Raw genomic sequence first — 22,186 nt, forward strand, 5'->3', positions numbered from 1 at the left:
CGCTGTCGTCGCAGCCGGTCGCGCTCGGGCTGTCGCTGGTGTGCGTCGTCATCGCGGCGTACTCGGCCTGGCTGGTGCGCGCCGGGCAGGCCGTCCCCGCCTGGCTGACGGTGCTGTTCGCCATCGCGTTCGTGCTGGCGTTCCTCGTCTGGGCCGTCGCCGGCGAGCAGATCTCGTTCACGTCGCTGCTGCAGGGCGCGCTGGCGCTGTCGGTGCCACTGGTGTTCGGCGCGCTGTCCGGTGTGCTGTGCGAGCGGGCCGGCGTCATCAACATCGCCATCGAGGGCCAGTTGCTGGCCGGCGCGTTCCTGTCCGCCGTCGTCGCCACCCTGACCGGCAGCCTGTACGTCGGCCTCGTGGCGGCGGTCGTGGCCGGGCTGCTGGTGGCGTTCGTGCTGGCGGTCTTCGCGATCAAGTACGTCGTCAACCAGATCATCGTCGGCGTCGTGCTGAACGTGCTCGTGCTCGGCGTGACGAACTTCCTGTACGGGCAGTTGCTGGCGCCCGAGGCGGCCACGTGGAACAGCCCGGGCACGCTGCCGCGGGTGGAGATCCCGCTGCTCAGCGAGATCCCGGTCATCGGGCCGGTGCTGTTCGAGCAGACGATCATCGTCTACGCCATGTACGTCACCGTCGCGCTGGTGCACGTCGCGCTGTTCCGCACCCGCTGGGGCCTGCGCGTCCGCTCCGTCGGCGAGCACCCGAAGGCGGCCGACACGCTGGGCATCCGCGTCAACACCGTCCGCTTCCGCAACGTCCTGCTCGGCGGCGCGGTGGCCGGCTTCGGCGGCGCGTTCTTCACGCTCGGCAACGTGGGGGCGTTCTCGCGGGAGATGTCGGCCGGCCAGGGCTTCATCGCGCTGGCGGCGATGATCTTCGGGCGGTGGAGCCCGCTCGGCGCGCTGGGCGCGGCTCTGCTGTTCGGGTTCGCGAACAACCTGCAGAGCGTGCTCGGCATCATCGGCACGCCGATCCCCAGCGAGTTCATGCTGATGCTGCCGTACATCCTGACGATCTTCGCGGTCGCCGGGCTGGTCGGCCGGGTCCGGGCGCCGGCCGCCGACGGCGAGCCGTACGTGAAGTCGTGACGGCGGTCGACTGGGCCTCGCTGCGCGCCGCCGCCGTCGAGGTGGCGGCGCGGGCGTACGCGCCGTACTCCGGGTTCCCCGTCGGCGCGGCGGCCCTGGTGTCCGACGGCCGGGTGGTCGTCGGCTGCAACGTCGAGAACGCCGCCTACGGCGTCACCCTGTGCGCCGAGTGCGGCCTGATCTCGTCGCTGGTCGCCGGCGGTGGCGGCCGCCTGGTCGCCTTCACCTGCGTCGGCGGCGCCGACCGGCGGCTGACCATGCCCTGCGGGCGCTGCCGGCAACTGCTGTGGGAGCACGGCGGGGCGTCGCTGCTGGTCGAGACGCCGCTCGGCATCCAGACGATGGACCAGGTGCTGCCGCAGGCGTTCGGGGCGGAACAACTGCCGGAACGCCCGTGACGGCAGCGCGCGGCGCCGCCGTTCGATCGGTCGCGCGTGGAATGAGCTACGCGAGTGTCGGTGCCCGCCCGTAGGGTGGGAAGCCCTCCCAGCCGGGCGGGGACCGCACCCCGGCGTTCGGTGCGCGTCACGCCGTCCCGGCGGGGTTTGTCCGCGACCGTCCCCGGGAGTCGCCATGGAGTTGCTGACCGCGCGTGAGATCAAGGCCGAGCTCCGGCGGCGAACGGTCGCGCTCGCCGAGCCGCCGCGGCCGCACACGCCCACCGGCGGCGTGGCCGTCGGCGTGTGCGTCGTCGGGCCGGCCACGTACGGGGTGGCGGTGCGCACGTTCGGGCCGTCCGAGCTGGCCGACGAGGTCGTGGCGGCCGGCCGCGCGCTGGCCGGCGACGAGTGCGACGTCCGCGACGTCGGGGTGGTGCGGGCGTCCCAGTGGGACCCCGCCGAGCTGCGGCAACGGCACCGTCCGCTGCATCCCGGCCTGTCCGTCTCGCACGTCGACGTCACGGCGGGCACCATCGGCGCGTTCGTCGTCGACGGGTCCGGTGCTGTGCTGGCGCTGTCAAACAACCACGTGCTCGCCGACTCCGGCCGCGCCGCCGCCGGCGACGTCGTCATGCAGCCCGGGGTGGCCGACGGCGGCAGCGCGGCCGCCGACCGCATCGGCATCCTCGACGGCGTCGTCGCGCTCGATCCCGTCGCGCCGAACCTCGTCGACGCCGCCACCGCGCGCCTCGACGACGACGTCGAGGTGTCCGCGCAGTACCCGGTCGGGGCGCTGGCCGGCTGGGTCGCCGTCACCGACGACGTCGAGGTCGAGAAGGCCGGCCGCACCACCGGGGTCACCCGCGGCCGGGTCAGCGCCATCGAGATCGACGGCATCAGCGTCCAGTACCCCACCGGCGTCATCGACTTCGACGACCAGATCGAGGTCACCGGCGGCGGCCCCGAAGGCTTCTCCTCCGGCGGCGACAGCGGGTCGCTGGTCTACCGCCCCGACACCCGCGAGGCGGTCGGGCTGCTGTTCGCCGGCAGCGACACCGGCGGGCCCGACGGCCAGGGCCTCACCTACTGCAACCCCATCGGCGCCGTGCTCGACCGCCTGGGCGTCCGGCTGCTCTAGATCGCCGAGATGTCCGACGGCGCGCGCTCGGCCCGGGCGAGCGCCCGCAACACCGCCGGTGCGCCGTGCTTGCGCGCCGACAGCGTCGTGAGCAGCGCGAACACCGGCGTCAGCACGGCGTCGGGCAACTCCGGGGTGTCGACGCCGACGCTCACGGCGAGGTCGTCGTCGTGGACGGCGATCTCCAGCAGCCGCGTGGTCAGGTAGTCGTCGAGGGTCAGCGACCAGCGGCCGGTCAGGTGGACGAGCCGCCCGGCCGGCTCCGCCGACAACGTCGCCCGCAGCGTGGCCAGCGCGGCCGCCGTCTGCTCGACCAGCGCTTCGGGGCCGCCGGCGGCGTTGGCGTCGCCGACCGCGCGGATGGCGACGTTCGTGGCGGCGTCGACGTCGGCGCCGATCCAGGTGGACCGGAGGTAGTGGTCGAGCAGCGCCGCCGGCTCGTCGTCCGGCACCGGTGTGGCCAGCACGTCCGGCACCCCCAGCACCTGCCCGGCGAGGTGCCCGGCCAGCCCGCCGACGGTGAACGCCTCGAGCGCGCTCGGCTCGTCCCAGCGCGCCGCGACCGCGGGGTCGCCGAGCAGCGTGAGCGCCGCGCCCGCGGCGTCGAGGTAGGCCTGCCGCACCGTCGTCATGCCGCCAGCCTACGGGCCGGCCGGAGGTGCGATGATCCCACCATGGCAGCACCCGAACCCTTCGACGCCGTCGACGTCATCCGGACCAAGCGCGACCGCGGCGAGCTGTCCGACGGGCAGATCGACTGGGTCGTCGACGCGTACACGCGCGGCGTCGTGGCCGACGAGCAGATGTCGGCGCTGGCGATGGCGATCCTGCTCAACGGCATGGCCCGGCGCGAGATCTCCCGCTGGACCGACGCGATGATCCGCACCGGCCGGCGCATGGACTGGTCCGCCGTCGAGCGGCGCACCACCGACAAGCACTCCACCGGGGGCGTCGGCGACAAGATCACGCTCCCGCTGGCGCCGACGGTGGCCGCGTGCGGCGCTGCCGTCCCGCAGCTGTCCGGCCGCGGGCTCGGCCACACCGGCGGCACGCTGGACAAGCTCGAGTCGATCCCGGGCTGGCGGGCGTCGCTGTCGGCGTCGGAGATGCTGGACGTGCTGCGGTCGACCGGCGCGGTGGTCTGCGCCGCGGGCGACGACCTCGCGCCGGCGGACAAGAAGCTGTACGCGTTGCGCGACGTCACCGGCACCGTCGAGGCGATCCCGCTGATCGCGTCGTCGATCATGAGCAAGAAGATCGCCGAGGGCACCGGCGCGCTCGTCCTCGACGTCAAGGTCGGGTCGGGCGCGTTCATGAAGGACGTCACGTCGGCGCGCGAGCTGGCGTCGACCATGGTCGCGCTGGGCTCCGACGCCGGGGTGCGCACCGTCGCGCTGCTCACCAACATGGAGACGCCGCTCGGGCTGACGGCGGGCAACGCGCTGGAGGTGCGCGAGTCGGTCGAGGTGCTCGACGGCGGCGGCCCCGGCGACGTCGTCGAGCTGACCGTCACGCTGGCCCGCGAGATGCTGGCCGCGGCGGGGCTGACCGGGGGTAAGGACCCGGCCGACGCGCTGACGGACGGATCGGCGATGGACGTGTGGCGGCAGATGATCTCCGCCCAGGGCGGCGACCCGGCCGCGCCGCTGCCGGTCGCGCGCGAGACGCACGCCGTCCTCGCGCCGGCGTCCGGCGTCCTGACCAGGCTGGACGCCTACCAGGTGGGCGTCGCCGCGTGGCGGCTCGGTGCGGGGCGGGCGCGCAAGGACGAGTCCGTCCAGGCCGCCGCCGGTGTCGAGCTGCACGCCAAGCCCGGCGCCGTCGTCCGTGCCGGCGAGCCGCTGCTGACGCTGCACACCGACGAGCCGGCCCGGTTCGACCGCGCGCTCGCGGCGCTGGAGGACGGCTACGTCATCGCGCCCGAGGGCAGCCGGCCCGACCTGCCGCCGCTGGTCATCGACCGCGTCGGCTGACCGGTCTACGCTCGGCGCCATGGTGAGACTGATCGACGCGCCGGCCCGCATCCCGGTGCCCGGCGGCAAGGTCATCGACGAGTACGTCGGCCGCGTCGCGACCCAGAACGGCGCGGTCTCGGTGGCCCGCATGCAGGCGCCGCCCGGCTGGGACGAGCCGGCGCAGACGCCGGAGTTCGACGAGATCACGCTCGTCCTCAGCGGCAGCGTCGTCGTCGAGCACGACGGCGGCAGCGTGGAGGTCGCGGCCGGGCAGGCGCTGTTCACCCAGGCCGGCGAACGGGTGCGGTACACCGCCGGCCCCTCCGGCGCCGAGTACGTCGCCGTCTGCCTGCCCGCGTTCGCGCCCGACCTGGCTGGTCGCGAGGACTGACCGTACGCCGCGCTTTGCAATGAGCACCAATACGCACCGCACCGGTAGCCACACCTGACCGGCGGTGCGTCTACGTGCTCATTGCAAGGGGGCCGCAGCTGTACCAGTACGGTTGGCGGATGGTGCCCGAACAGTTGATCGCCGGTCGTACGTCGCGGGCCATCGCCGACAGCGTCGAGGCGGCGATCGAGGCCGGGCGGCTGGCCGAGTCCGAGCCGCTGCCGTCGGTGCGGGGCCTCGCTGCGCGCCTCGGCGTCAGCCCGACGACGGTCGCCGCGGCCTACCGTGACCTGCGGCTGCGCGGCGTCGTCACCAGCGAGGCCGGCCGCGTCACGCGGGTCGGCGTCCGGCCGGTCAGCCGGGCCCAGCAGTACGGTGCGGTCGGGCCGGGCGTCCGCGACCTCAGCGACGGCAACCCGGACCCCGAGATGCTGCCCGACGTCGCCGCCATGCTGCGCCGGATGGAGCTGCCGCGATTCCTGTACGGCGCGCCGGCGGTGCTGCCGGAGCTGGCGGAGATCGGGCTGGCCCAGTTCGCCGATCTCCCCGCCGTGCTGCGCACCAACGCCGGGCCGCTCGCCGTCGTCGGCGGGGCGATGGACGGTGTCGAGCGGGTGCTCGCGGCCCGGGCCCGGCCCAACGACCGGGTCGCCGTCGAGGATCCCGGCTACCCCGGTGTGCTGGAGCTGGTCCGGTCGATGGGCATGGTCCCGGTCGGCGTCGCGCTCGACGAGGACGGTCCGGTGCCGTCCTCGCTGGCGTCGGCGCTGGCCGGCGGGGTCGTCGCGTTCGTCGTCACGCCGCGGGCGCAGAACCCGACCGGCGCCGCCGTCGGGCCGGACCGCGCGCGCGACCTGCGCGACGTCCTCTACGACCATCCGGACGTCATCGTCATCGAGGACGACCACGCGTCGCTCATCGCCGGCGCCCCGCACGCCTCCGTCTGCGCGGGCCGCCCGTCGTGGGCGGTCGTGCGGACCACCAGCAAGGTGCTCGGGCCGGACCTGCGCACCGGGTTCCTGCTCGCCGACCCGCGCACCGCCCGCCGGGTGGCCGAGCGGCAGCTGGTCGGCGCCGGCTGGGTGAGTCACGTGCTGCAGCACCTGGTGGTGCGGCTGTGGTCCGACGACGACATCAGCACCGGCATGCGGCTGGCCGCCGACGTCTACGGCGCCCGGCGGCGGGCGCTGCTCAACGGCCTGGCCGAGCGTGGGGTGGCGGCGCGCGGGCGGTCCGGCCTGAACGTGTGGGTGCCGGTGCCGCACGAGGTCCCCGTCGTGCAGGCGCTGCAGAGCCGCGGCTGGGCGGTCCGGGCCGGCGAGCCGCACCGCATGCACAGCGAGCCGTTCGTCCGCATCACCACGGCGACCCTCTCCGCCGCCGACGCGGACCGCCTCGCCACCGACGTCGCCGCGGTGCTCGGCCGGTCGCAGCGGACGCGGCTGGCCTGAGCCGGGCGGGCTGGCGCGAGCGGGCGGGGCTGGCGTGAGCGGGCGGGGGCTGGCGCTAGCGGGCGCGGCTGTGTGCTGGACGGGACTGGGCGGGATTGGCGTGGGCCGGAAGGGTTGGCCTGAGCAGGCGGAGCCGGGCGGGCGGGGCTTTCCGCTGGCAAGGCCGAGCGGACCTGGCCTGAGCAAGCGGAGCCGGGCGGGGTTGGCCGCTGGGCGAGGCCGAGTGGGGCCGGTGTGAGCGGGGCGGGGTTGGCCGCTGGGCGAGGCCGAGTGGGGGCGGTGTGAGCGGGGCGGGGTTGGCCGCTGGCGGGGCCGAGCGGGCCTGGCCTGAGCCGGCGGAGCCGGGCGGGGTCAGCTGCTGGGCGGAGCCGAGCGGGGCCGGCGTGGGCAGTCGGGTTGGCGTGAGCGGGCGGAGCCGGGCGGGTTGGCGTGAGCGGGCCGGGCCGCAGCGGACGGCGGGTCGCAGCGGGCGCGGCGGGCCGGAGTAGGCGCGGCTGGTCTCGAGCGCGCGGTAGGTATGACCCGCCCCTTGAGGGAGGGGGCCCACCCTACGGGCGGGCACTGACACTCTCGGCCGTAGCTGAGTCCCGGCTTCGCTGACGTCGCGGCCCCTGGGCTCGTGGGCGACGCGGCGTCAGGTCGGTTCGTCGTCGCCGAGGCGGAGGACGTCGGTCATGAGTGCGGCGACTTCGCGGTCGCGGCCGTGCGTGCTGGCGGCCAGCGTGGCCGCGACCCGGCGCTGCGTCTCGACCGGCTTGTTCTGGCTGAGCTTGAACGTGCTGCGGACGTCGGCGGCGGTCAGCTCGAACGCGACGATGCCGGCCAGCAGCTGGTCGACGTAGTCCAGCGACGGGGTCGGGTCCCAGCCGGTGCCGGCGTACGCCTCGGTCGCGTCGATGCTGGCCATGATGATCGCCAGTGCCTCGTCCCGGTCGTCGACGACCCGGAGCGGACCGCTGACGTGCACGGCGGCGTAGTTCCAGGTGGGGACGTTCGGACGGTCACCGTCGTACCAGGTGGGCGAGACGTAGCCGTCCGGGCCGAGGAACACCGCGAGCGCCGAGCCCGCCGTCCGCAACGCCGCCGCCTGCGGGTTCACCTTCGCGAGGTGACCGACGATCACGCCGCCGAGCAGCGGCTCGTCGTCGGCCGGCGGCCGGCCGTCCGGGCCGGGCTTGCGCAGCATCGGCACGTGCGTCGCGACGGGAGCCACCCCGGCGCCCGCCGCCCCGCCGGACGCCGCCCCGCCGCCGGACGCCGGGGAGCCGCCGCAGACGATGAGGCCGAACGGGTTCTCGCGGACCAACCGGCCCTCGCGGTCCGGCGAGTCGGCGCGGAAGTGCCGAGGCGTGTGCATGCGGCTCCCAACTGTACTGGTACGGTTGCTGCGACCGTAACGCAACAGTACGCGAACTGCCAGACTGTGCCCGCGACGGCGGACGACGTGGAGGTGCGGTGGAGCTCGACCTGCTGGTGACCGGCGCCCAGATCGTGACCATGGACCCAGCCCGCCCGGCCGCCTCGCGGCTCGGCGTCTGGCGGGGCCGCATCGCCGGGCTGGACGAGGAGCTCGACGGGCTGCGGGCGCGGCGGACGGTCGATCTCGGCGGCGCCACGGTGCTGCCCGGCTTCGTCGACGCACACAGTCATCTCGCGTGGACGGGCATGGCCGCCGGCCTGGTCGACCTGTCCGGCTTGCGCACCCGCGACGCCGTGCTGGACGCGGTCCGGCGGGCGGCGGACGCGGTGCCAGGCGACGGGTGGGTCGACCTCGCCGGATACGACCAGCGTCCGCTCGGCGCGCACCTGACCCGCGACGACCTCGAGGCGGCCGCGCCCGGCCGGCGGCTCTACGTCCGGCACACGTCCGGGCACGCCTGCCTGGTCTCCGACGCCGTCCTGGCCACCGTCACCGACGACGAGTTCGCGGCGCACGCGCCCGGCGTGGTCCGCGACGCCGGCGGCCGGCCGACCGGCCTGCTGGAGGAGGGCGCGATGGCGATCGCCCGCGCCCGCCGGCTGCCGTACACGCTGGACGAGATCGTCGCCGCCGTCGAGACCGCCGGGCGCGAATGCCTGGCGCAGGGCATCACGACGGTCGCCGAGGCTGGCATCGTCACCGACCTCGCCGGGTCGTCGCCGGTCGAGTTGGCCGCGTACCAGGTCGCGCGCGAGCAGGGCCGGCTGCCGGTCCGCGTCCAGACGATGGTGCCGGCGGCCATGCTGCGGCCGTCCGGCGCGGCCGACGAGGACGGCATCGCGCGCGCCGTCGACCTCGGGCTGCGCACCGGGCTCGGTGACGACCGGCTGTCGATCGGCGCGCTGAAGCTGTGGCTGGACGGCGGCATGATGGCCCGCACCGCCGCCCTGACCTCGCCGTACCTCACGTCCGACGGCTCGGACGGCGGCAGCGGCCAGCTCGCGTTCGGCGACGACGAGTTGGCGGCGCTCATCCTCGACGCGCACCGGGCCGGCTGGCAGCTGGCCATCCACGCCATCGGCGACGCCGCGGTCGACCAGGCGATCGCCGTCGTCACCGCGGCGCAGGCGGCGCACCCGCGGCCCGGCGCCCGGCACCGCGTCGAGCACTGCGGGCTGGTCCGCCCCGAGCAGCTGCCGCGGCTGGCGGCGGCCGGCCTGACCGCCGTCGTCCAGCCGACGTTCCTGCACGCCTTCGGCGACGACTACTCGACGATCATGGGCCCCGCGCGCAGCGGCTGGATGTACCGCGGCCGGTCGTTCCTCGACCACGGCGTCCGCGTCGCCGGCAGCTCGGACCGGCCGGTGGCCGACGGCGCCCCGCTGCGGGCGATCCAGTTCATGGTCGACCGCACCAGTTCCGGCGGCGCCCCCGTCGGCCCGGACGAGGCCGTCACCGTCGACGAGGCGCTCGCCGCCTACACCACCGGCAGCGCCTACGCCTGCCGCGTCGACGACGTCGCCGGCAGCCTGGCGGCGGGCAAGCAGGCCGACCTCGTCGTGCTCGGCGCCGATCCGCGCGCCGTCGAACCGTCCGCCATCGCCGCCGTCCCGGTCGTCGCGACGATCCTCGGCGGCGAGGTCGTCCACGGGGCGATCTGAGGTCCGCTCCGGGTACCCCTTACGGGAGAGCCCCTACGCCCAGCGACGTAGGCGGCGGTTCGGCTCCTGGGCCGATGTGCCGATCCCGGCGGGCTGGGACCGTGGAGGCATGGTGTTCAGGACGCTGGCGACGGGCGCGTTCCTCGTCGGCGCTCCGACGCGCGACGATTCCGGCGCCGAGCCGGCGGAGTCGTCGTCGCCGGGAGCGGCCGACGGCGAGCGCGAGCCCGACGCCGTCGCGGGGAAGTGGCAGACCGGCAACTGAACGGGGACGACGAGAGCGCCGGGCTCGCGGGGGACGAGCCCGGCGCTCTCGCCGGTTCAGGGGGTGTCAGCGCTCGCTCGGCTCCAGCCGGGCGCCCAGCGCCTTGGCGCCGATCACTAGCACGGCCGCGGCCAGGATGATGTCCTTGAAGACGTACTGCGCCTCAAGCGTCGGCGTGCCGTCCGGGAACATGTCGCCGAAGAACAGCACGAGCGGCGACATCATGCCCAGCAGCGACCCCGACAGCACCACCAGGCCGGTGCGCAGGAACACGCCGGTGATCAGCGTGAGCCCGACGAACGTCTCGATGACGGCGGTCAGCGTCACGGCGGTCTGCCCGTGCACCAACCCCAGCGTCAACGCGTCGACCGTCCGCATGACCAGCGGTTCCGCCGGGCTCGCGCCGGGGAAGAACTTCAGCGCGCCGAACGCCAGCACCACGATGCCGAGGCTGACCTGAAGCGCCTGGATCCCGTGCGCCGACAGCCACCGAGCGGCGACGGCGACCGGGTCGCGGCGGGCGGGAACGCCGGTGCTCTGACGGGCGGGGGCTGTGGTGGACATGATCTACCATCCTTCGTAGAGAGGGGTCCGCGGCTTGGACTGTCCTTCTCGGCGGACCGCCGGAGTTGCCGCTCCGGCGGTCCTTCACCGACTCCGTTGGGGAGTGGCTTCACGCTACGAAGGCGACTGCTGCTCGCACGTCGGCTCGGGGGCGTATCTCGCGTCTACGTACGGCGACGTACGGGATGCTGACGATCGCCCAGGGGAGTGGGCGGCGTGTGCCGTGTTCGGGGCGCGCCCGGAGGGGGTGGGCGGCGCTGGTGGCAGACGCTTTGACCATCCAAGAAACGGGTCACCAGGACGACCCGTTTCTTGGATGGTCATCGGCGGTGACGTGGTCGCGCGCTGCGGGCCCACCGACCGTTGCTGAGGCCCGGGAGAGCGGCGCACGCCCCGGGAACCGGCGGATAGGGCCCGTTTCGGGGTCTCGAGCGCCGGTTTCCGGGGCGTCAGGCGACATCCCGGGCGTCAACGTCCTGGCCTGTCGTCACGTGTGCAGACCGGATCACGATCGCATCGGGACGGTGGCGTCGCCGGCGAGGGACCGGCTGTGGCGTTGGTGACTCGGGTTTCGTCGTCACCACCATGACGTCCACGTCGTCATCCAACGTGGCGGGTATCAGCCGGGCGCCTGCGCTCGAGTGGCCGTTCCCGTTCGCCTCGACCCGGTCATCGTGCTGTTGGCATCGGCCCGGCTCGGGTCGTGGCCCCCTGGCTGCCGTTTCATCGCCACCGGGCGTGGGCGGCGTCGCAGCGACCGTTGGGTAGCTTCGCGCCGCAAGTATGACCCGCCCCTCTAGGGAGGGTGCCCACCCTACGGGCGGGCACTGACATACGCGCGCGACTCGAGGCGACGACCGCTGGATGCGACCGTGCCCACCGCGAGGCCGACGCGAACTGGCTGGGCATGCTGGGCCGCGCTGACGGTGGGCCGGTTGGGTCGCGCTGGGTTGGGTCGCGCTGGGTTGGGGTCGCGCTGGGTTGGGGTCGCGCCGGGGCTGGGTCGCGCCGGGCCGGGTCGCGCCGGGGCTAAGGCCGGACGCGTGGCGGACGGGGCTGGTGGCTGGGTGCGGTGGTGGTTCGCCGCGTGGTCGTGGGAGCGGCCAAGCGGCGCGGGTGCTGATGGGCCGTCGCGGGCGACGGCCAGGCGACGGGCGGGCGGTACGGCGACGGGCGGGCGGTACGGCGCGGCGGCTGAACGGAGAGAGGCCGGAGGACCCGGGCGCTGCCTTCGCCCGGATCCTCCGGCCATTTCTCCCCGTATCCCCGTCGTGCGGGTCAGCGAGACGCTCACCGAACGCCCCAATGCCGTATCAGCCGAACGGCCGACTGGACTTTCCGCCCATTCGAGACCTACCGAGGAATTGCAGCCATGTGATTGCCCCGGCAAGTCCAGAAAGCGCCAAGAACAATTCGGGCGAATCGCCCCTATTGCCCCGAGTGGGCAATCAGTCGCCGGCGGCGTCGGGGAAGACGGCGGGGAGGCGACCGGTGGTGCCGTCGGGAGCGAGCGGGACGATGCGCCGTCCTTCGCGGCGGATGGGGCGCGCCTCCCAGGCGTGGTCGGCGGCGTTCCAGGTCAGGACGTACTCGGTGTCGCGGTGCAGCATCGGCCTCAACCTTCCGAAACTCCCCGAACCCCCGCCAACCCCAGCAGTCCCCCTGCGAGAACCATGACCGGCGGGTTGCCGGGTTCGGGGTGGTCTTCCCGGCAACCCGCCTCAAGTCACGGCATCCATGAGCGGTGTCGAATCGGGAGAAAGGCACCGGCCATGACTCGTGTACCGATCATTTCGCCGGAATTGGGTGATCAGTAGGGCATCGAGGTGGGATCATCGGGGGAGGCAAGTGGGGAGGGTTCGGGATTCTCCGGATCACCTGACAGCAATACGCCCACAATGCCATTATGTTCTTCCCCACGTACGTGGAGACATCGTGCGCGAACCGAACGAGCACCTGCGACTGGCCCGCGAGAGCACGCCGTCAGCCGACGTGGCGGGAGCGGCGATGTCCCGCCAGGAGCTGGCCGACCGCGTCAACGCCCACCTGTTCGAACACACCGGCCGCCTGTACGAGCTCGACGACAACTACGTCGGCAAGCTCGAACGCGGCATCATCCGCTGGCCGCAGGCCGCCTACCGCGACGCGTTACGGGCGGTGCTCGGCGCGGCGACCGACGCCGATCTCGGCTTCGTCAACACCCGCCGGCTGCAGGCCGCGCCCGTCCTGCAGCGGCAGGACGAAGAACCGCTGGGCGGTGAACCGGACGTGAAGCGGCAGGAGTTCCTGCGGGCCGCGTTCGTGGGGGTCGGCGGCCTGCTGACGTCGCCGTCGACCTTGCTCGACCTGCTGGCGCCGCTGCGGCCGAGCGACGCGCCGAAGCGGGTGGGGCGCGGCGAGATCGAGCAGGTCCGCGGCGCCGCCGATCTGTTGGTCAGCTGGGGCCACAGCCACGGCGGCGCCGGGGTGCGCGAGGCGGCGAACGCCCAGCTGCGGTGGTTCGGCCAGCTGCTGAACGCGCAGGCGACGCCCGAGGTGCGGGTGGAGCTGCACGAGGCGGTCGGGCTGCTCGGCCACGCCACCGCGCACATGGCCTTCGACGCGTGCGCGTACGACGACGCGCGGCAGATCTTCAAGTTCGCCCTCGCCTGCTCCGAAGAGGTCGGCAGCTGGCACCTGCGGGCGAAGGTGCTGTCGTCGCTGGCCCGGCAGGAGATCTGGCGCGGCGAGCCCGACCTCGGCCTGACGTACGCGGAGCTGGCGCTGGTCCGCGCCGACCGCCTGACGGCGACGGAACAGGCCATGCTGCACACCGCCCGCGCCCGGGCGCTGGCCAAGCTCGGCCGCTACCAGGACACCCTGCGCGCCGTCGGGCAGGCCGACGACGCGTTCGCCGGCACCGCGCCGGACGGCGACCCGCCGTGGATGGGCTACTACGACGCCGCGCAGCACGCCGGCGACACCGGGCACGCGCTGTTCGACCTGACGGTGCAGGGCCACGACACCGAGGCGGCGCCCCGCCTGCTGGCCGCCGTCGACGGCCACACCGCCGGCTACGTCCGCTCCCGGGCGATGTCGCAGACCAAGCTCGCGTCGCTGACGATGGCCGTCGGCGACCCCGGCGAGGCCGCCCGCATCGGGCTGGCCGCCGTCGACGACGCCGGGCGGCTGCACTCGCGCCGGGCCGCGATGGACCTCGCCGAACTACGCACCTACGCCGCGCGGCACGCCGGCGTCCCCGAGGTGGCCGAGCTGCGACACCGGGTCACCACCGCTCTGGCGTCGTGACGGCCGACGACACCCACCGCGTACTGCACTGCGCCTGCCTCCGCGCCGGACTCGACCCGGCGCCGGCCGAGCTGATCCGGCGCGCCGAGAACTCCGTCTACCGGCTGCCCGGCGAGGTCATCGCCCGCGTCGGACGCTCCGGCCAGGCCGCCGCGGCGGGCAAGGAGGTCCGCGTCGCGCACTGGCTGGAGGACGCGGGACTGGCGGCCGTCCGCGCCCTCCCCGGCGTCGATCAGCCGGTCGACGTCGACGGCGTCCCGGTGACGTTCTGGCGGGCGCTCCCGCCGCACCAGGAGGCCGCGGACCCGCAGCTGGCCGCCGTCCTGCGCCGATTGCACGCGCTCGACCCGCCGGACGAGTTCGCGCTGCCGGAGCTGGCGCCGTTCGTGCGGATCCGGGACCGGATCGAGGCGGCGCCGACGGTGCCGGCGGCGGACCGCGCGTGGCTGCTGGGGTACCTCGCCGACCTCGAGGACCGGATGGCGGAGCTGCCCGACGGGCTCGCCGCCGCCGTCGTCCACGGCGACGCGTGGGCGGGGAACGTGGTGGCCGACGACGACGGCACCGTCTGGCTGCTGGACCTCGAGCGGTTCGCCGTCGGCCCGCCGGAGTGGGACCTGGTGTCGACGGCGGTCCGCCTGACGTCGTTCGGGACGCTCGACGCCGCCGGGTACGCGCGGTTCTGCGCCGCCTACGGCCACGACGTCATCGGCTGGGCCGGGTACGAGACGCTGCGCGACATCCGCGAGCTACGCGCCTGCTCGTACATGCTGCAGCACGCCTGGCGCGGCGACGCCGCCCGGGCCGAGGCCGAACGCCGGGTCGGCTGCCTGCGCGGACGATGTGGAGACCGGCCGTGGCGGTGGCGGCGGGTGTTCTGAGGCTAGGGTTCCGCCATGCCCGACTTCGACGGCGACGACCTGAGCGGGTCCCGCTTCCGCCGGGTCGACCTGTCCGGCGCTCGCTTCCAGGACGTCGACCTGTCCCGGGCCGTCCTGCGCGGGGTCGAGCTGAACAACGCCGACATCAGCGGCGACATCACCGGGCTCACCCTCAACGGCGTCGACGTCGCGCCGCTGGTCGAGGCGGAGCTGGACCGTCGCGACCCCTACCGACTGCTGCTGCGGCCGAGCGACGCCGACGGCTGCCGCGCCGCGTACGAGCTGCTGGTGCGGCGCTGGGACGGGACCATCGCGCGGGCCCGGCGGCTCGATCCGGCGCTGCTGCACGAATCCGTCGACGGCGAATGGTCGTTCATCGAGACGCTGCGGCACCTGGTCTTCGTGACCGACTCGTGGGTGCGGCGCGCGATCCTCGGCGAGCCGGCGCCGTGGCATCCACTGGCGCTGCCCTGGGACGGCATGCCCGATCTCCCCGGCGTTCCCCGCGACCGCGCCGCCCGGCCGTCCCTCGACACCGTCGTCGACCTGGTGCGGGATCGGCGGGCGACGGTGCGGTCGCTGCTCGGCGGCCTGACGGACGCGACGTTCGCCGCCGACACCGTGGCGCCCGACGGCCCCGGCTGGCCGCCGGCGCGCAGCTTCCCGGTGGGCGACTGCCTGCGCGTGCTGTTCGACGAGGAGTACCAGCACCGGTTGTACGCCGAGCGCGACTTGGCCGTGCTCGAGGCGCGTTGAGCGCGATGTGAGCCGTGGTAGACCCCTCCCGGCCCGGGTGGGGCCCACCCTACGGGCGGGCACCGACAACGTCGCCGACGACGACCGGCGCCAGGCGAGGAGAATGGGCCCGTCGACGACGGAGGGACGGGGACGTGGCCGGGAAGCTGACCGAGCAGGTGTCCACGGCGGCGGTGCTGGGCGGGCTGGCGGGCGCCGCGCTGGGGGCGGGACGGGGACGGCGGACGGCCGGGCTCGGCGCGCTGGCCGGCGCGGCCGTGCTCGCGACGTCGGAGTACGTGGCCCGGCGGCGGCAGCGGCCGGACGAGATCCCCGCACTGCCGCACCGCATCCTCGCCAGCGGCGCCGTCGCCGCGCCGCTGGGCTGGGCGGCCGGCGCGCTGACCCGCCAACCGGCCGCCCGGGTGGCGCTGGCGGCCGGTGGCGTGGCCGGTGGGCTGGGCGTCCGGCCGCAGAAGGTCGCGCTCGGCCCGGCCGTCGGGCTGGCGCTGCGCCCCGTCGTCGCGAGGCGCACCCCCGCGCAGGCCGCCGCCGTCACCGTCGTCGCGTACCGGCTGGCCGCGGCCGCGTTGTTCCGCGACCCGCAGGTGACGCTGCTGGCCGAGCGGGCCGCGCCCGACGACCTGCCGTTCGTGGTGCCGCTGGCCGCGCAGGGCGGCTACGTCGGCACCGACTTCGTCCGTACCCTCGCCACCGAGCTGGACGGCGACTACACCCGCGACGCGGCGGACGTCGGCATCGTCGCGTCGCTGGACGAGCTGGTCGGCGGCGACTTCTATCCCACCGCGGTCGACCCGCTGGTGCGCGAGTTCTACGAGCACACGACCAGGTTCGCGCTCGACATCGAGCCCGAGTGGCGGGCCTGGGTGCGCCCGGGCTACCTGCTGTACCGCACGGCGCTCGCGCGGCCGCTCGGCCAGGCCAACGTGCCGATGAACCAGCGGCAGGCGCAGCGCGGCGTCGTCAGCCGCATCGACACCGTCGACCAGCCAGACGGCACCCGGGTGCGCGGCTGGATCCGCTCCTACGCCGACGACGACGAGCCGATCTACGTCGGCATCTACACGACCTACCGGCGCGGCGGGCGCGGCTACGTCAGCGTCGGCTTCCCGCTGCCCGGCGGCAGTTTCACCGCCACGCTGGAGCCGCGGCTGCGCCCGGGCGGCGGGCTGACGCTGTCCAGCCACGGCGCCCACGCCGACGCCGGGCACTATCTCACCGTCGTCGACCCCGACACCGGTGAGTTGACGACGCTCATGGTGCCGGGGTTCGGCGAGGAGCTACAGGTCTGGTCCGACGCCGGCGAGCTCCGCGCCGACCACGCGTTCTCGTTGTTCGGGCTGCCGTTCCTGGTGCTGCGCTACCGCATCCGCCGTAAGGACTGACGCGTCAGGACGCGGGCGCGGCGACCAGGCCCGACGCCTGGCGGGCGATCTCCAGCTCCTCGTCGGTGGGGACGACCAGGACGGTGATGGCGGCCTCGTCGGGCGAGATGACCTGCGCGCGGCTGCCGGTGAAGGAGTTGCGGACGTGGTCGACCTCGACGCCGAGGTGGCGCAGGCCCGCCAGCGAGTGCGACCGCACCCACGAGTCGTTCTCGCCGACGCCGGCCGTGAAGACGATCGCGTGCGCCCGGCCCAGCACGGCGAGGTACGCGCCCACGTAGTGCCGGATGCGGTAGCAGTACAGCTCCCGCGCCAGCTGCGCCGCGGCGTCGCCGGCCTTGGCCTGCCGGTGCACCTCGCGCAGGTCGTTCGCGCCGGCGAGGCCGAGCAGCCCGCTGGACCGGTTGGCCAGCCGGTCGAGGTCGTCGACGGACAGGCCGGCCTCGCGGTGCAGGTAGAACAGCGCGCCGGGGTCGATGTCGCCGGTGCGGGTGCCCATGACCAGGCCCTCCAACGGCGTCAGCCCCATCGAGGTGTCGACGGAGCGGCCGCCCCGCACCGCCGTGGCCGACGCGCCGTTGCCGAGGTGCAGGACGACGAGGTTGGTGTCGTCGGGGTCGCGGTCCAGCAGCCGGGCCGCCGCGCGGCTGACGTACGAGACGGACGTGCCGTGGAAGCCGTACCGGCGCACGCCGTAGCGGGCGGCGAGATCGCGTTCGAGGGCGTACGTGTACGCGACCGGCGGCAGCGTCTGGTGGAACGCGGTGTCGAAGACGGCGACGTGCGGGACGTCGGGCAGCTCGCGCCGGGCCAGCCGCAGCGCCGTCAGTCCCGGCGGGTTGTGCAGCGGAGCCAGCGGCGACAGCTCCTCGATGACCCGCTCGACGTCGTCGTCGACGAGGGTGGGCTCGGCGAAGCGGTCGCCGCCGTGCACGATGCGGTGACCCACGGCGGCGAGGCCGAGTTCGGCCAGCGGCCCGCAGTCGCGCTCGAGCTCGGCGACGACCTGGCGCAGCGCGGCGGCGTGATCGGGCACGCCGTCGTCCTCGCCGATGCGCTCGACGATCCCTTTGGCCAGGCGCGCCGGTCCGTCCGGGGCGATCAGCTGGTACTTGATGGACGACGATCCGCAGTTGAGCACGAGGACGGTCATCGAGGGAATCCGTTCCTGTCGGAGGGTGCCGTTATGGTGCGGCCATGACCAACCGCCTGCAGGTCGGAATGAGCTTCGACCGTACGTTCCCGCCCGCCTTCGTCACCGAGGCCGCCCGCGCGCTCGACGCCGGCGGCGCCCAGCAGCTCTGGGTCATCGAGGACTGCTTCTACACCGCAGGTCCCAGCCTGGCGGCCGCAGCGCTGTCGGTGACCGAGCAGCTCACGGTGGGTGTGGGCATCCTGCCGGCGGTCGCTCGCACCGCGCCGGTCACGGCCATGGAGATCGCGACGCTGTGCGGGCTGGGCCCCGGCCGCGTGCTCCCCGGCATCGGCCACGGGGTGCAGGAGTGGATGGCGCAGATGGGGGTGCGGCCGGTGTCGCCGCTCACCGCGCTGGAAGAGGTGCTCGTCGCGGTCCGGCGGCTGCTCGCGGGCGACGAGGTCACCAGCCACGGCCACTACGTCGACCTCGACGCCGTCCGGCTCGAGCATCCCCCGGCCGACCCGCCGCCGGTGCTGGCCGGGGTGTTCGGTCCGAAGTCGCTGGAGCTGGCCGGACGGGTCGCCGGCGGGCTGGTGCTGGCCGAGCCGGCCAGTCCGTCGTACGTGCGCTGGGCCATGAAGCAGGCCGGCCGCACACCCGGCGACCCCGACTTCCACCTCGCGACGTTCGGCGTGCTGTGCGTGAAGAAGGACCGCGTCGAGGCCTACCGCACCATGGCTCCGTGGCTGGCCGAGCAGTTGCAGGAGCCGCGCACGCCGTACACGTCGCTGCCGTTCTTCGACGACCTCGCCGCCCGGTTCGCCGACAAGGGCGTCGACGGCCTGGCCACCATGCCGTCCGAGTGGTGGACCGAGCTGGCCCCGGTCGGCACCATCGACGACGCCGCCGAGCACCTGCGGGGGCTCGAGGAAGCCGGCGTCCAGAGCGTCGGCCTCTTCCCCCTCCGCGACGTCGAGGCGGCGCGCACCCAGCTGGCGGAGGTGGTCGAGCTGGCGCGGCGATGACGACGCAGCGGTCATGACATCCCCGCCCCGGACGCCCGCCTGGACTGCGGGCCGAGCCGCGGCTCCGGGTGCTGCGCCCGCCTGGGTTGTGGCGGCGGCCGTGGCCTGAGCTGGGTCGCCGGCCCGGGCTGCGCCCGCCTGGACTGCGGCGGCGGCGCGGGCTGTGGCGGCGGCCGCGGCCTGAGCCGGGTCGCCCGCCCGGGCTGCGACGACGGCTCGGGTTGTGGCGGCGGCCGTGGTCACGAGGCTTCCGTCTCGGGCACCGGCGCCGAGGGCGGAACCGACTGCGCCTGGATCGCGGTGATCGCGATCGTGTTGACGATGTCGCGGACCAGGGCGCCGCGCGACAGGTCGTTCACCGGCTTGCGCAGGCCCTGCAACACGGGCCCGACGGCCACGGCGCCGGCGCTGCGCTGCACCGCCTTGTAGGTGTTGTTGCCGGTGTTGAGGTCGGGGAAGACGAACACCGTCGCCCGGCCGGCCACTTCGCTGCCGGGCAGTTTGGCGCGGGCCACGCTGGCGTCGACGGCGGCGTCGTACTGGATGGGGCCCTCGACCTCGAGGTCGGGCCGGCGCTCGCGCACCAGCGACGTCGCCGTGCGGACCTTGTCGACGTCCGAGCCGGTGCCGGACTCGCCGGTGGAGTAGGACAGCATCGCGACCCGGGGCGCCACGCCGAACTGCGCCGCCGTCTCGGCGGACGAGATCGCGATGTCGGCCAGTTGCTCGGCCGTGGGGTCGGGGTTGACGGCGCAGTCGCCGTAGACGAGCACGCGGTCGCGCAGGCACATGAAGAACACGCTCGACACGATCGACGTGGCGGGCAGCGTCTTGATGACCTCGAACGCCGGCCTGATGGTGTGCGCCGTGGTGTGCGCGGCGCCGGACACCATGCCGTCGGCGAGGCCGAGCTGCACCATCATCGTGCCGAAGTAGGAGACGTCGGCGACCTGGTCCCAGGCCGCCTCCTGGGTGACGCCGCGGTGGGCGCGCAGCCGCGCGTACTCGTGCGCGAACCGGCCGCGCAGCTCGCTCTCGCGCGGGTCGACGATATCGGCGGCGCCGATGTCGACGCCGACGCGGTCGGCCGCCGCCGCGACGTCGGCCGGCGGGCCGAGCAGCGTGAGGTCGGCGATGCCGCGCCGCAGCACGGTGTCGGCGGCGCGCAGGATGCGCTCCTCGGTGCCCTCGGGGAGGACGATGCGCCGCCGCGACGAGCGCGCACGGTCGACGAGGTCGTGCTCGAACATCAACGGCGTGACGACGTCGCTGCGGGTGACGTCGAGGCGGTCGAGCAGGTCGCCGGCGTCGACGTGCCGGTCGAACAGCGCCAGCGCGGTCTGCACCTTGCGGGTGGCGTCGTAGGTCAGCCGGCCGCGCACCGCCGCCAGCGCCGTCGCCGTCCCGAACGTGTCGCCCGGCGCGGTGACGATCGGCAGCCCGACGTCGAGGCCGTCCATCAGCCGGACGATCTGCGGCGGCAGCTCGAACCCGCCGTTCAGCACGATGCCGGCCAGCGTCGGGAACGTCTTCGCCGCGTGCGCCGCCACCACGCCGAGCAGCACGTCGGTGCGGTCGGCGGGGGTGATGACGACGGCGTCGTCGAACAGGCGGTCCAGCACGTGCGGCAGCGTCATGCCGGCGACGACCAGCCCGCCGACCTCGCGGCCCAGCCGCGACGCGTCGCCGCGGAACAGCTCGCCGCCGGACGCCGCGACGAGGTCGGCCATCGTCGGCGCCGACAGCAGCGGCTCCTCGGGCAGCGCCCACGCCGGGCCGAGCTCGCCCAGCGCCGCGCACGCGTCGTCCAGCGCGCCCGGCGGCACCCGGTTGGCGATCAGCGCGGCCAGCGTGCCGAAGTTCGCGGCCAGCTCCGCGGTGGCGAGCTCGGCGACGGCGCGCAGGTCGGCCGGCGAGCGGTCGTGGCCGTTGAGCACCAGCACGACCGGCGCGCCGAGGTTCGCCGCCACCCGCGCGTTGAAGGAGAACTCCGTCGGGCTGTCGACGTCGGTGTAGTCGCTGCCGACGATGACGACCGCCTCGCACTGCGCGGCGACGGTGCGGTACCGGCCGAGGATCGTGCTCAGCGCGGCGTCGGGGTCGGCGTGCACGTCCTCGTAGGTGACGCCGGCGCACACGTCGTACGGCAGGTCGACGCCGTCGTGCTCGAGCAGCAGCTCCAGGACGTAGTCGGGCTGGGCGCCGGCGCGGACCACCGGGCGGAACACGCCGACCCGGCCCAGCCGGCGGGTGAGTGCCTCCAGCGCGCCGAGCGCGACCGTCGACTTCCCGGTCTCGCCCGTCACCGATGTCACGTAGACGCTGCGAGCCACCCCGTGAGGCTATATCGCCACGGTGCACCTCGTGCGGCGACTTCCCCGGCGAGTCACGACACGTCCGAACCGCGCCGCGGCGGGTCGCCCGGCGACGCCGCGTCCGACCGCGTGAACACCGAGAACGTGCCGTCGGCCTCCAGCACCATGAGATCGACGGCGGCGAGGTCGCGCACGCCGTGCTCGCGCGCCGCCGCCAGCACGTCGTCGACCGGCAGCCGCTCGTAGCGCAGCACCGTGTCGTCGACGTGGCCGTCCTTGACCAGGATGGTCGGCTCGCCCTCCAGCAGCCGCCGCGGCCGCCGGAACCGCCAGCTCAGCCAGGACAGCAGCACCGACAGCAGCGTGAACGTCGCCACCGCCAGCGTGCCGCCGGTCAGCGAGAGGTCCTCCTGCAGGACGGTCTGGCTGATCAGGTCGCCGAGCGTCACCAGCAGGATCAGCTCGAACGCGGACAGCTGCGTCACCTGCCGCTTGCCCGACACCCGCAGCACGAACCAGAGCAGGACGAAGACGACGGCCGCCCGGATGACGATGTCCATCAGGGCAGCACCGCCATCCGGAACCGCACCTCGGCCACGGCCGCGCCGGTGTCGTCGACGACGGCGACGGAGTACCGGCCCAGCCCGGGCAGCTGGCCGGGCGCCGTCCGCGCGTCCAGCAGGACGTGCAGGGTGTCGCCGCGCGGCGGGGTGAACTCGTACTCGACGCGGTCCGGGCCGACGCTCTCGCCGTCGGGATTCGGCGACCAGTTGTTGAAGTCCAGGCGGTCCAGCAGGTCCCGGCTGACCGCCAGCGTCACCGGGCCGTCGAACCCGCCGGGCCGCGTGAGGGTGATCTCCAGCGGGACGGGCAGCCCGGACCGGGTGATCTGGCCGTGCCGGACGATCAGCTCGTAGCCGTCGCCGGACGCCGTCGTGGTGGCCGCCCGCGGCCCGAGCAGACCGGTGAGCGCGGCCAGAACCAGGAGGACCAGTGCCACGATGCCGACGCGCCGCAGGTTCCGGCCGCGGCGAGCGGCGGCGGCGTCGCGGGAACTGGGCAACGTCGCGAGGGATCGGGTCACA

At 74.5% G+C, this 22,186-nt stretch carries 21 protein-coding genes; 13 read left to right on the forward strand and 8 right to left on the reverse strand.

Annotated elements, in window-relative coordinates:
* The 3 genes from BLV02_RS02895 to BLV02_RS02905 form a co-directional block, all read left to right on the forward strand.
* A partial coding sequence (locus tag BLV02_RS02895; protein WP_074946113.1) for an ABC transporter permease occupies nucleotides 1–1,088 on the forward strand: 1,088 nt, incomplete at its 5' end.
* A complete protein-coding gene (locus BLV02_RS02900) occupies nucleotides 1,085–1,486 on the forward strand; it encodes a cytidine deaminase (RefSeq protein WP_069110574.1) in 402 nt (133 codons plus the stop codon). The genes BLV02_RS02895 and BLV02_RS02900, both read left to right, overlap by 4 nt.
* Nucleotides 1,487–1,661: 175 nt before the next feature.
* The gene (locus BLV02_RS02905; protein WP_069110573.1) at nucleotides 1,662–2,606 is read left to right on the forward strand and encodes a chymotrypsin family serine protease; all 945 of its coding nucleotides are present in this window, start codon (nucleotides 1,662–1,664) and stop codon (nucleotides 2,604–2,606) included.
* Here BLV02_RS02905 and BLV02_RS02910 read toward each other — a convergent pair.
* Nucleotides 2,603–3,238 carry a maleylpyruvate isomerase N-terminal domain-containing protein gene (locus BLV02_RS02910; protein WP_069110572.1) on the reverse strand — a complete coding sequence of 212 codons (636 nt, stop codon included), beginning with the start codon at nucleotides 3,236–3,238 and terminating at the stop codon, nucleotides 2,603–2,605. The genes BLV02_RS02905 and BLV02_RS02910 overlap by 4 nt on opposite strands.
* 42 nt (nucleotides 3,239–3,280) lie before the next feature.
* Here BLV02_RS02910 and BLV02_RS02915 point away from each other — a divergent pair, with 42 nt between their 5' ends.
* The 3 genes from BLV02_RS02915 (at nucleotide 3,281) to BLV02_RS02925 (ending at nucleotide 6,403) form a co-directional block, all read left to right on the forward strand.
* The gene (locus BLV02_RS02915) at nucleotides 3,281–4,579 is read left to right on the forward strand and encodes a thymidine phosphorylase (protein ID WP_069110571.1); all 1,299 of its coding nucleotides are present in this window, start codon (nucleotides 3,281–3,283) and stop codon (nucleotides 4,577–4,579) included.
* A 19-nt stretch (nucleotides 4,580–4,598) separates the two neighbouring features.
* Nucleotides 4,599–4,952, forward strand: coding sequence for a cupin domain-containing protein (locus tag BLV02_RS02920; protein ID WP_069110570.1), 354 nt, complete (start codon nucleotides 4,599–4,601; stop codon nucleotides 4,950–4,952).
* Between the two features lie 119 nt (nucleotides 4,953–5,071).
* On the forward strand, nucleotides 5,072–6,403 hold the full coding sequence (locus BLV02_RS02925; protein WP_069110569.1) for an aminotransferase class I/II-fold pyridoxal phosphate-dependent enzyme: 1,332 nt from the start codon (nucleotides 5,072–5,074) through the stop codon (nucleotides 6,401–6,403).
* A gap of 634 nt (nucleotides 6,404–7,037) precedes the next feature.
* On the opposite strand, the gene BLV02_RS02930 is transcribed toward BLV02_RS02925, so the two are convergent.
* Nucleotides 7,038–7,760 carry an FMN-binding negative transcriptional regulator gene (locus BLV02_RS02930; protein ID WP_069110568.1) on the reverse strand — a complete coding sequence of 241 codons (723 nt, stop codon included), beginning with the start codon at nucleotides 7,758–7,760 and terminating at the stop codon, nucleotides 7,038–7,040.
* 140 nt (nucleotides 7,761–7,900) lie between these two features.
* Between BLV02_RS02930 and BLV02_RS02935 the strand changes: the two genes are divergently transcribed.
* Both BLV02_RS02935 and BLV02_RS36235 read left to right on the forward strand, forming a co-directional pair.
* The gene (locus BLV02_RS02935; protein ID WP_069110750.1) at nucleotides 7,901–9,484 is read left to right on the forward strand and encodes an amidohydrolase family protein; all 1,584 of its coding nucleotides are present in this window, start codon (nucleotides 7,901–7,903) and stop codon (nucleotides 9,482–9,484) included.
* Between the two features lie 109 nt (nucleotides 9,485–9,593).
* On the forward strand, nucleotides 9,594–9,749 hold the full coding sequence (locus BLV02_RS36235) for a hypothetical protein (protein ID WP_157740456.1): 156 nt from the start codon (nucleotides 9,594–9,596) through the stop codon (nucleotides 9,747–9,749).
* A gap of 66 nt (nucleotides 9,750–9,815) precedes the next feature.
* Here BLV02_RS36235 and BLV02_RS02940 read toward each other — a convergent pair whose 3' ends face one another.
* Both BLV02_RS02940 and BLV02_RS36240 read right to left on the reverse strand, forming a co-directional pair.
* The gene (locus BLV02_RS02940; protein WP_069110567.1) at nucleotides 9,816–10,313 is read right to left on the reverse strand and encodes a DoxX family protein; all 498 of its coding nucleotides are present in this window, start codon (nucleotides 10,311–10,313) and stop codon (nucleotides 9,816–9,818) included.
* Between the two features lie 1,448 nt (nucleotides 10,314–11,761).
* The gene (locus BLV02_RS36240) at nucleotides 11,762–11,923 is read right to left on the reverse strand and encodes a hypothetical protein (protein WP_171906702.1); all 162 of its coding nucleotides are present in this window, start codon (nucleotides 11,921–11,923) and stop codon (nucleotides 11,762–11,764) included.
* Nucleotides 11,924–12,248: 325 nt separating this feature from the next.
* Between BLV02_RS36240 and BLV02_RS02945 the strand changes: the two genes are divergently transcribed.
* From BLV02_RS02945 to BLV02_RS02960, 4 genes are all read left to right on the forward strand, one after another.
* Entirely contained in the window at nucleotides 12,249–13,601 is a 1,353-nt protein-coding gene (locus BLV02_RS02945; RefSeq protein ID WP_216094113.1) for an NsdA family TPR-like regulatory protein, read from the forward strand.
* A complete protein-coding gene (locus BLV02_RS02950) occupies nucleotides 13,598–14,482 on the forward strand; it encodes a phosphotransferase family protein (RefSeq protein WP_069110566.1) in 885 nt (294 codons plus the stop codon). Before BLV02_RS02945 ends, BLV02_RS02950 begins: the two co-directional genes overlap by 4 nt.
* Before the next feature lie 15 nt (nucleotides 14,483–14,497).
* A complete protein-coding gene (locus BLV02_RS02955) occupies nucleotides 14,498–15,238 on the forward strand; it encodes a DinB family protein (RefSeq protein ID WP_069110565.1) in 741 nt (246 codons plus the stop codon).
* 134 nt (nucleotides 15,239–15,372) lie between these two features.
* The gene (locus tag BLV02_RS02960) at nucleotides 15,373–16,623 is read left to right on the forward strand and encodes a hypothetical protein (RefSeq protein WP_069110564.1); all 1,251 of its coding nucleotides are present in this window, start codon (nucleotides 15,373–15,375) and stop codon (nucleotides 16,621–16,623) included.
* 4 nt (nucleotides 16,624–16,627) lie between these two features.
* Here BLV02_RS02960 and BLV02_RS02965 read toward each other — a convergent pair whose 3' ends face one another.
* On the reverse strand, nucleotides 16,628–17,776 hold the full coding sequence (locus BLV02_RS02965) for an acetate/propionate family kinase (RefSeq protein WP_069110563.1): 1,149 nt from the start codon (nucleotides 17,774–17,776) through the stop codon (nucleotides 16,628–16,630).
* Nucleotides 17,777–17,820: 44 nt separating this feature from the next.
* On the opposite strand from BLV02_RS02965, the gene BLV02_RS02970 reads away from it, so the two are divergent.
* The gene (locus tag BLV02_RS02970; RefSeq protein WP_069110562.1) at nucleotides 17,821–18,786 is read left to right on the forward strand and encodes an LLM class flavin-dependent oxidoreductase; all 966 of its coding nucleotides are present in this window, start codon (nucleotides 17,821–17,823) and stop codon (nucleotides 18,784–18,786) included.
* Nucleotides 18,787–19,025: 239 nt separating this feature from the next.
* Here the strand turns inward: BLV02_RS02970 and pta are convergent, their stop codons facing one another.
* Genes pta through BLV02_RS35395 form a run of 3 tightly spaced genes read right to left on the reverse strand, consistent with a single transcriptional unit; the run spans nucleotide 19,026 to nucleotide 22,185 of the window.
* Nucleotides 19,026–21,119, reverse strand: coding sequence for a phosphate acetyltransferase (gene pta / locus BLV02_RS02975; protein ID WP_069110561.1), 2,094 nt, complete (start codon nucleotides 21,117–21,119; stop codon nucleotides 19,026–19,028).
* A gap of 53 nt (nucleotides 21,120–21,172) precedes the next feature.
* The gene (locus tag BLV02_RS02980) at nucleotides 21,173–21,661 is read right to left on the reverse strand and encodes a DUF421 domain-containing protein (protein ID WP_069110560.1); all 489 of its coding nucleotides are present in this window, start codon (nucleotides 21,659–21,661) and stop codon (nucleotides 21,173–21,175) included.
* Nucleotides 21,661–22,185: a hypothetical protein gene (locus BLV02_RS35395; protein WP_069110559.1), complete on the reverse strand. Its 525-nt coding sequence runs from the start codon at nucleotides 22,183–22,185 to the stop codon at nucleotides 21,661–21,663. The genes BLV02_RS02980 and BLV02_RS35395 overlap by 1 nt, the downstream gene beginning before the upstream one ends.
* Between the last annotated feature and the right edge of the window lies 1 nt (nucleotide 22,186).

The organism is Jiangella alba (assembly GCF_900106035.1).
Taxonomy (GTDB): domain Bacteria; phylum Actinomycetota; class Actinomycetes; order Jiangellales; family Jiangellaceae; genus Jiangella; species Jiangella alba.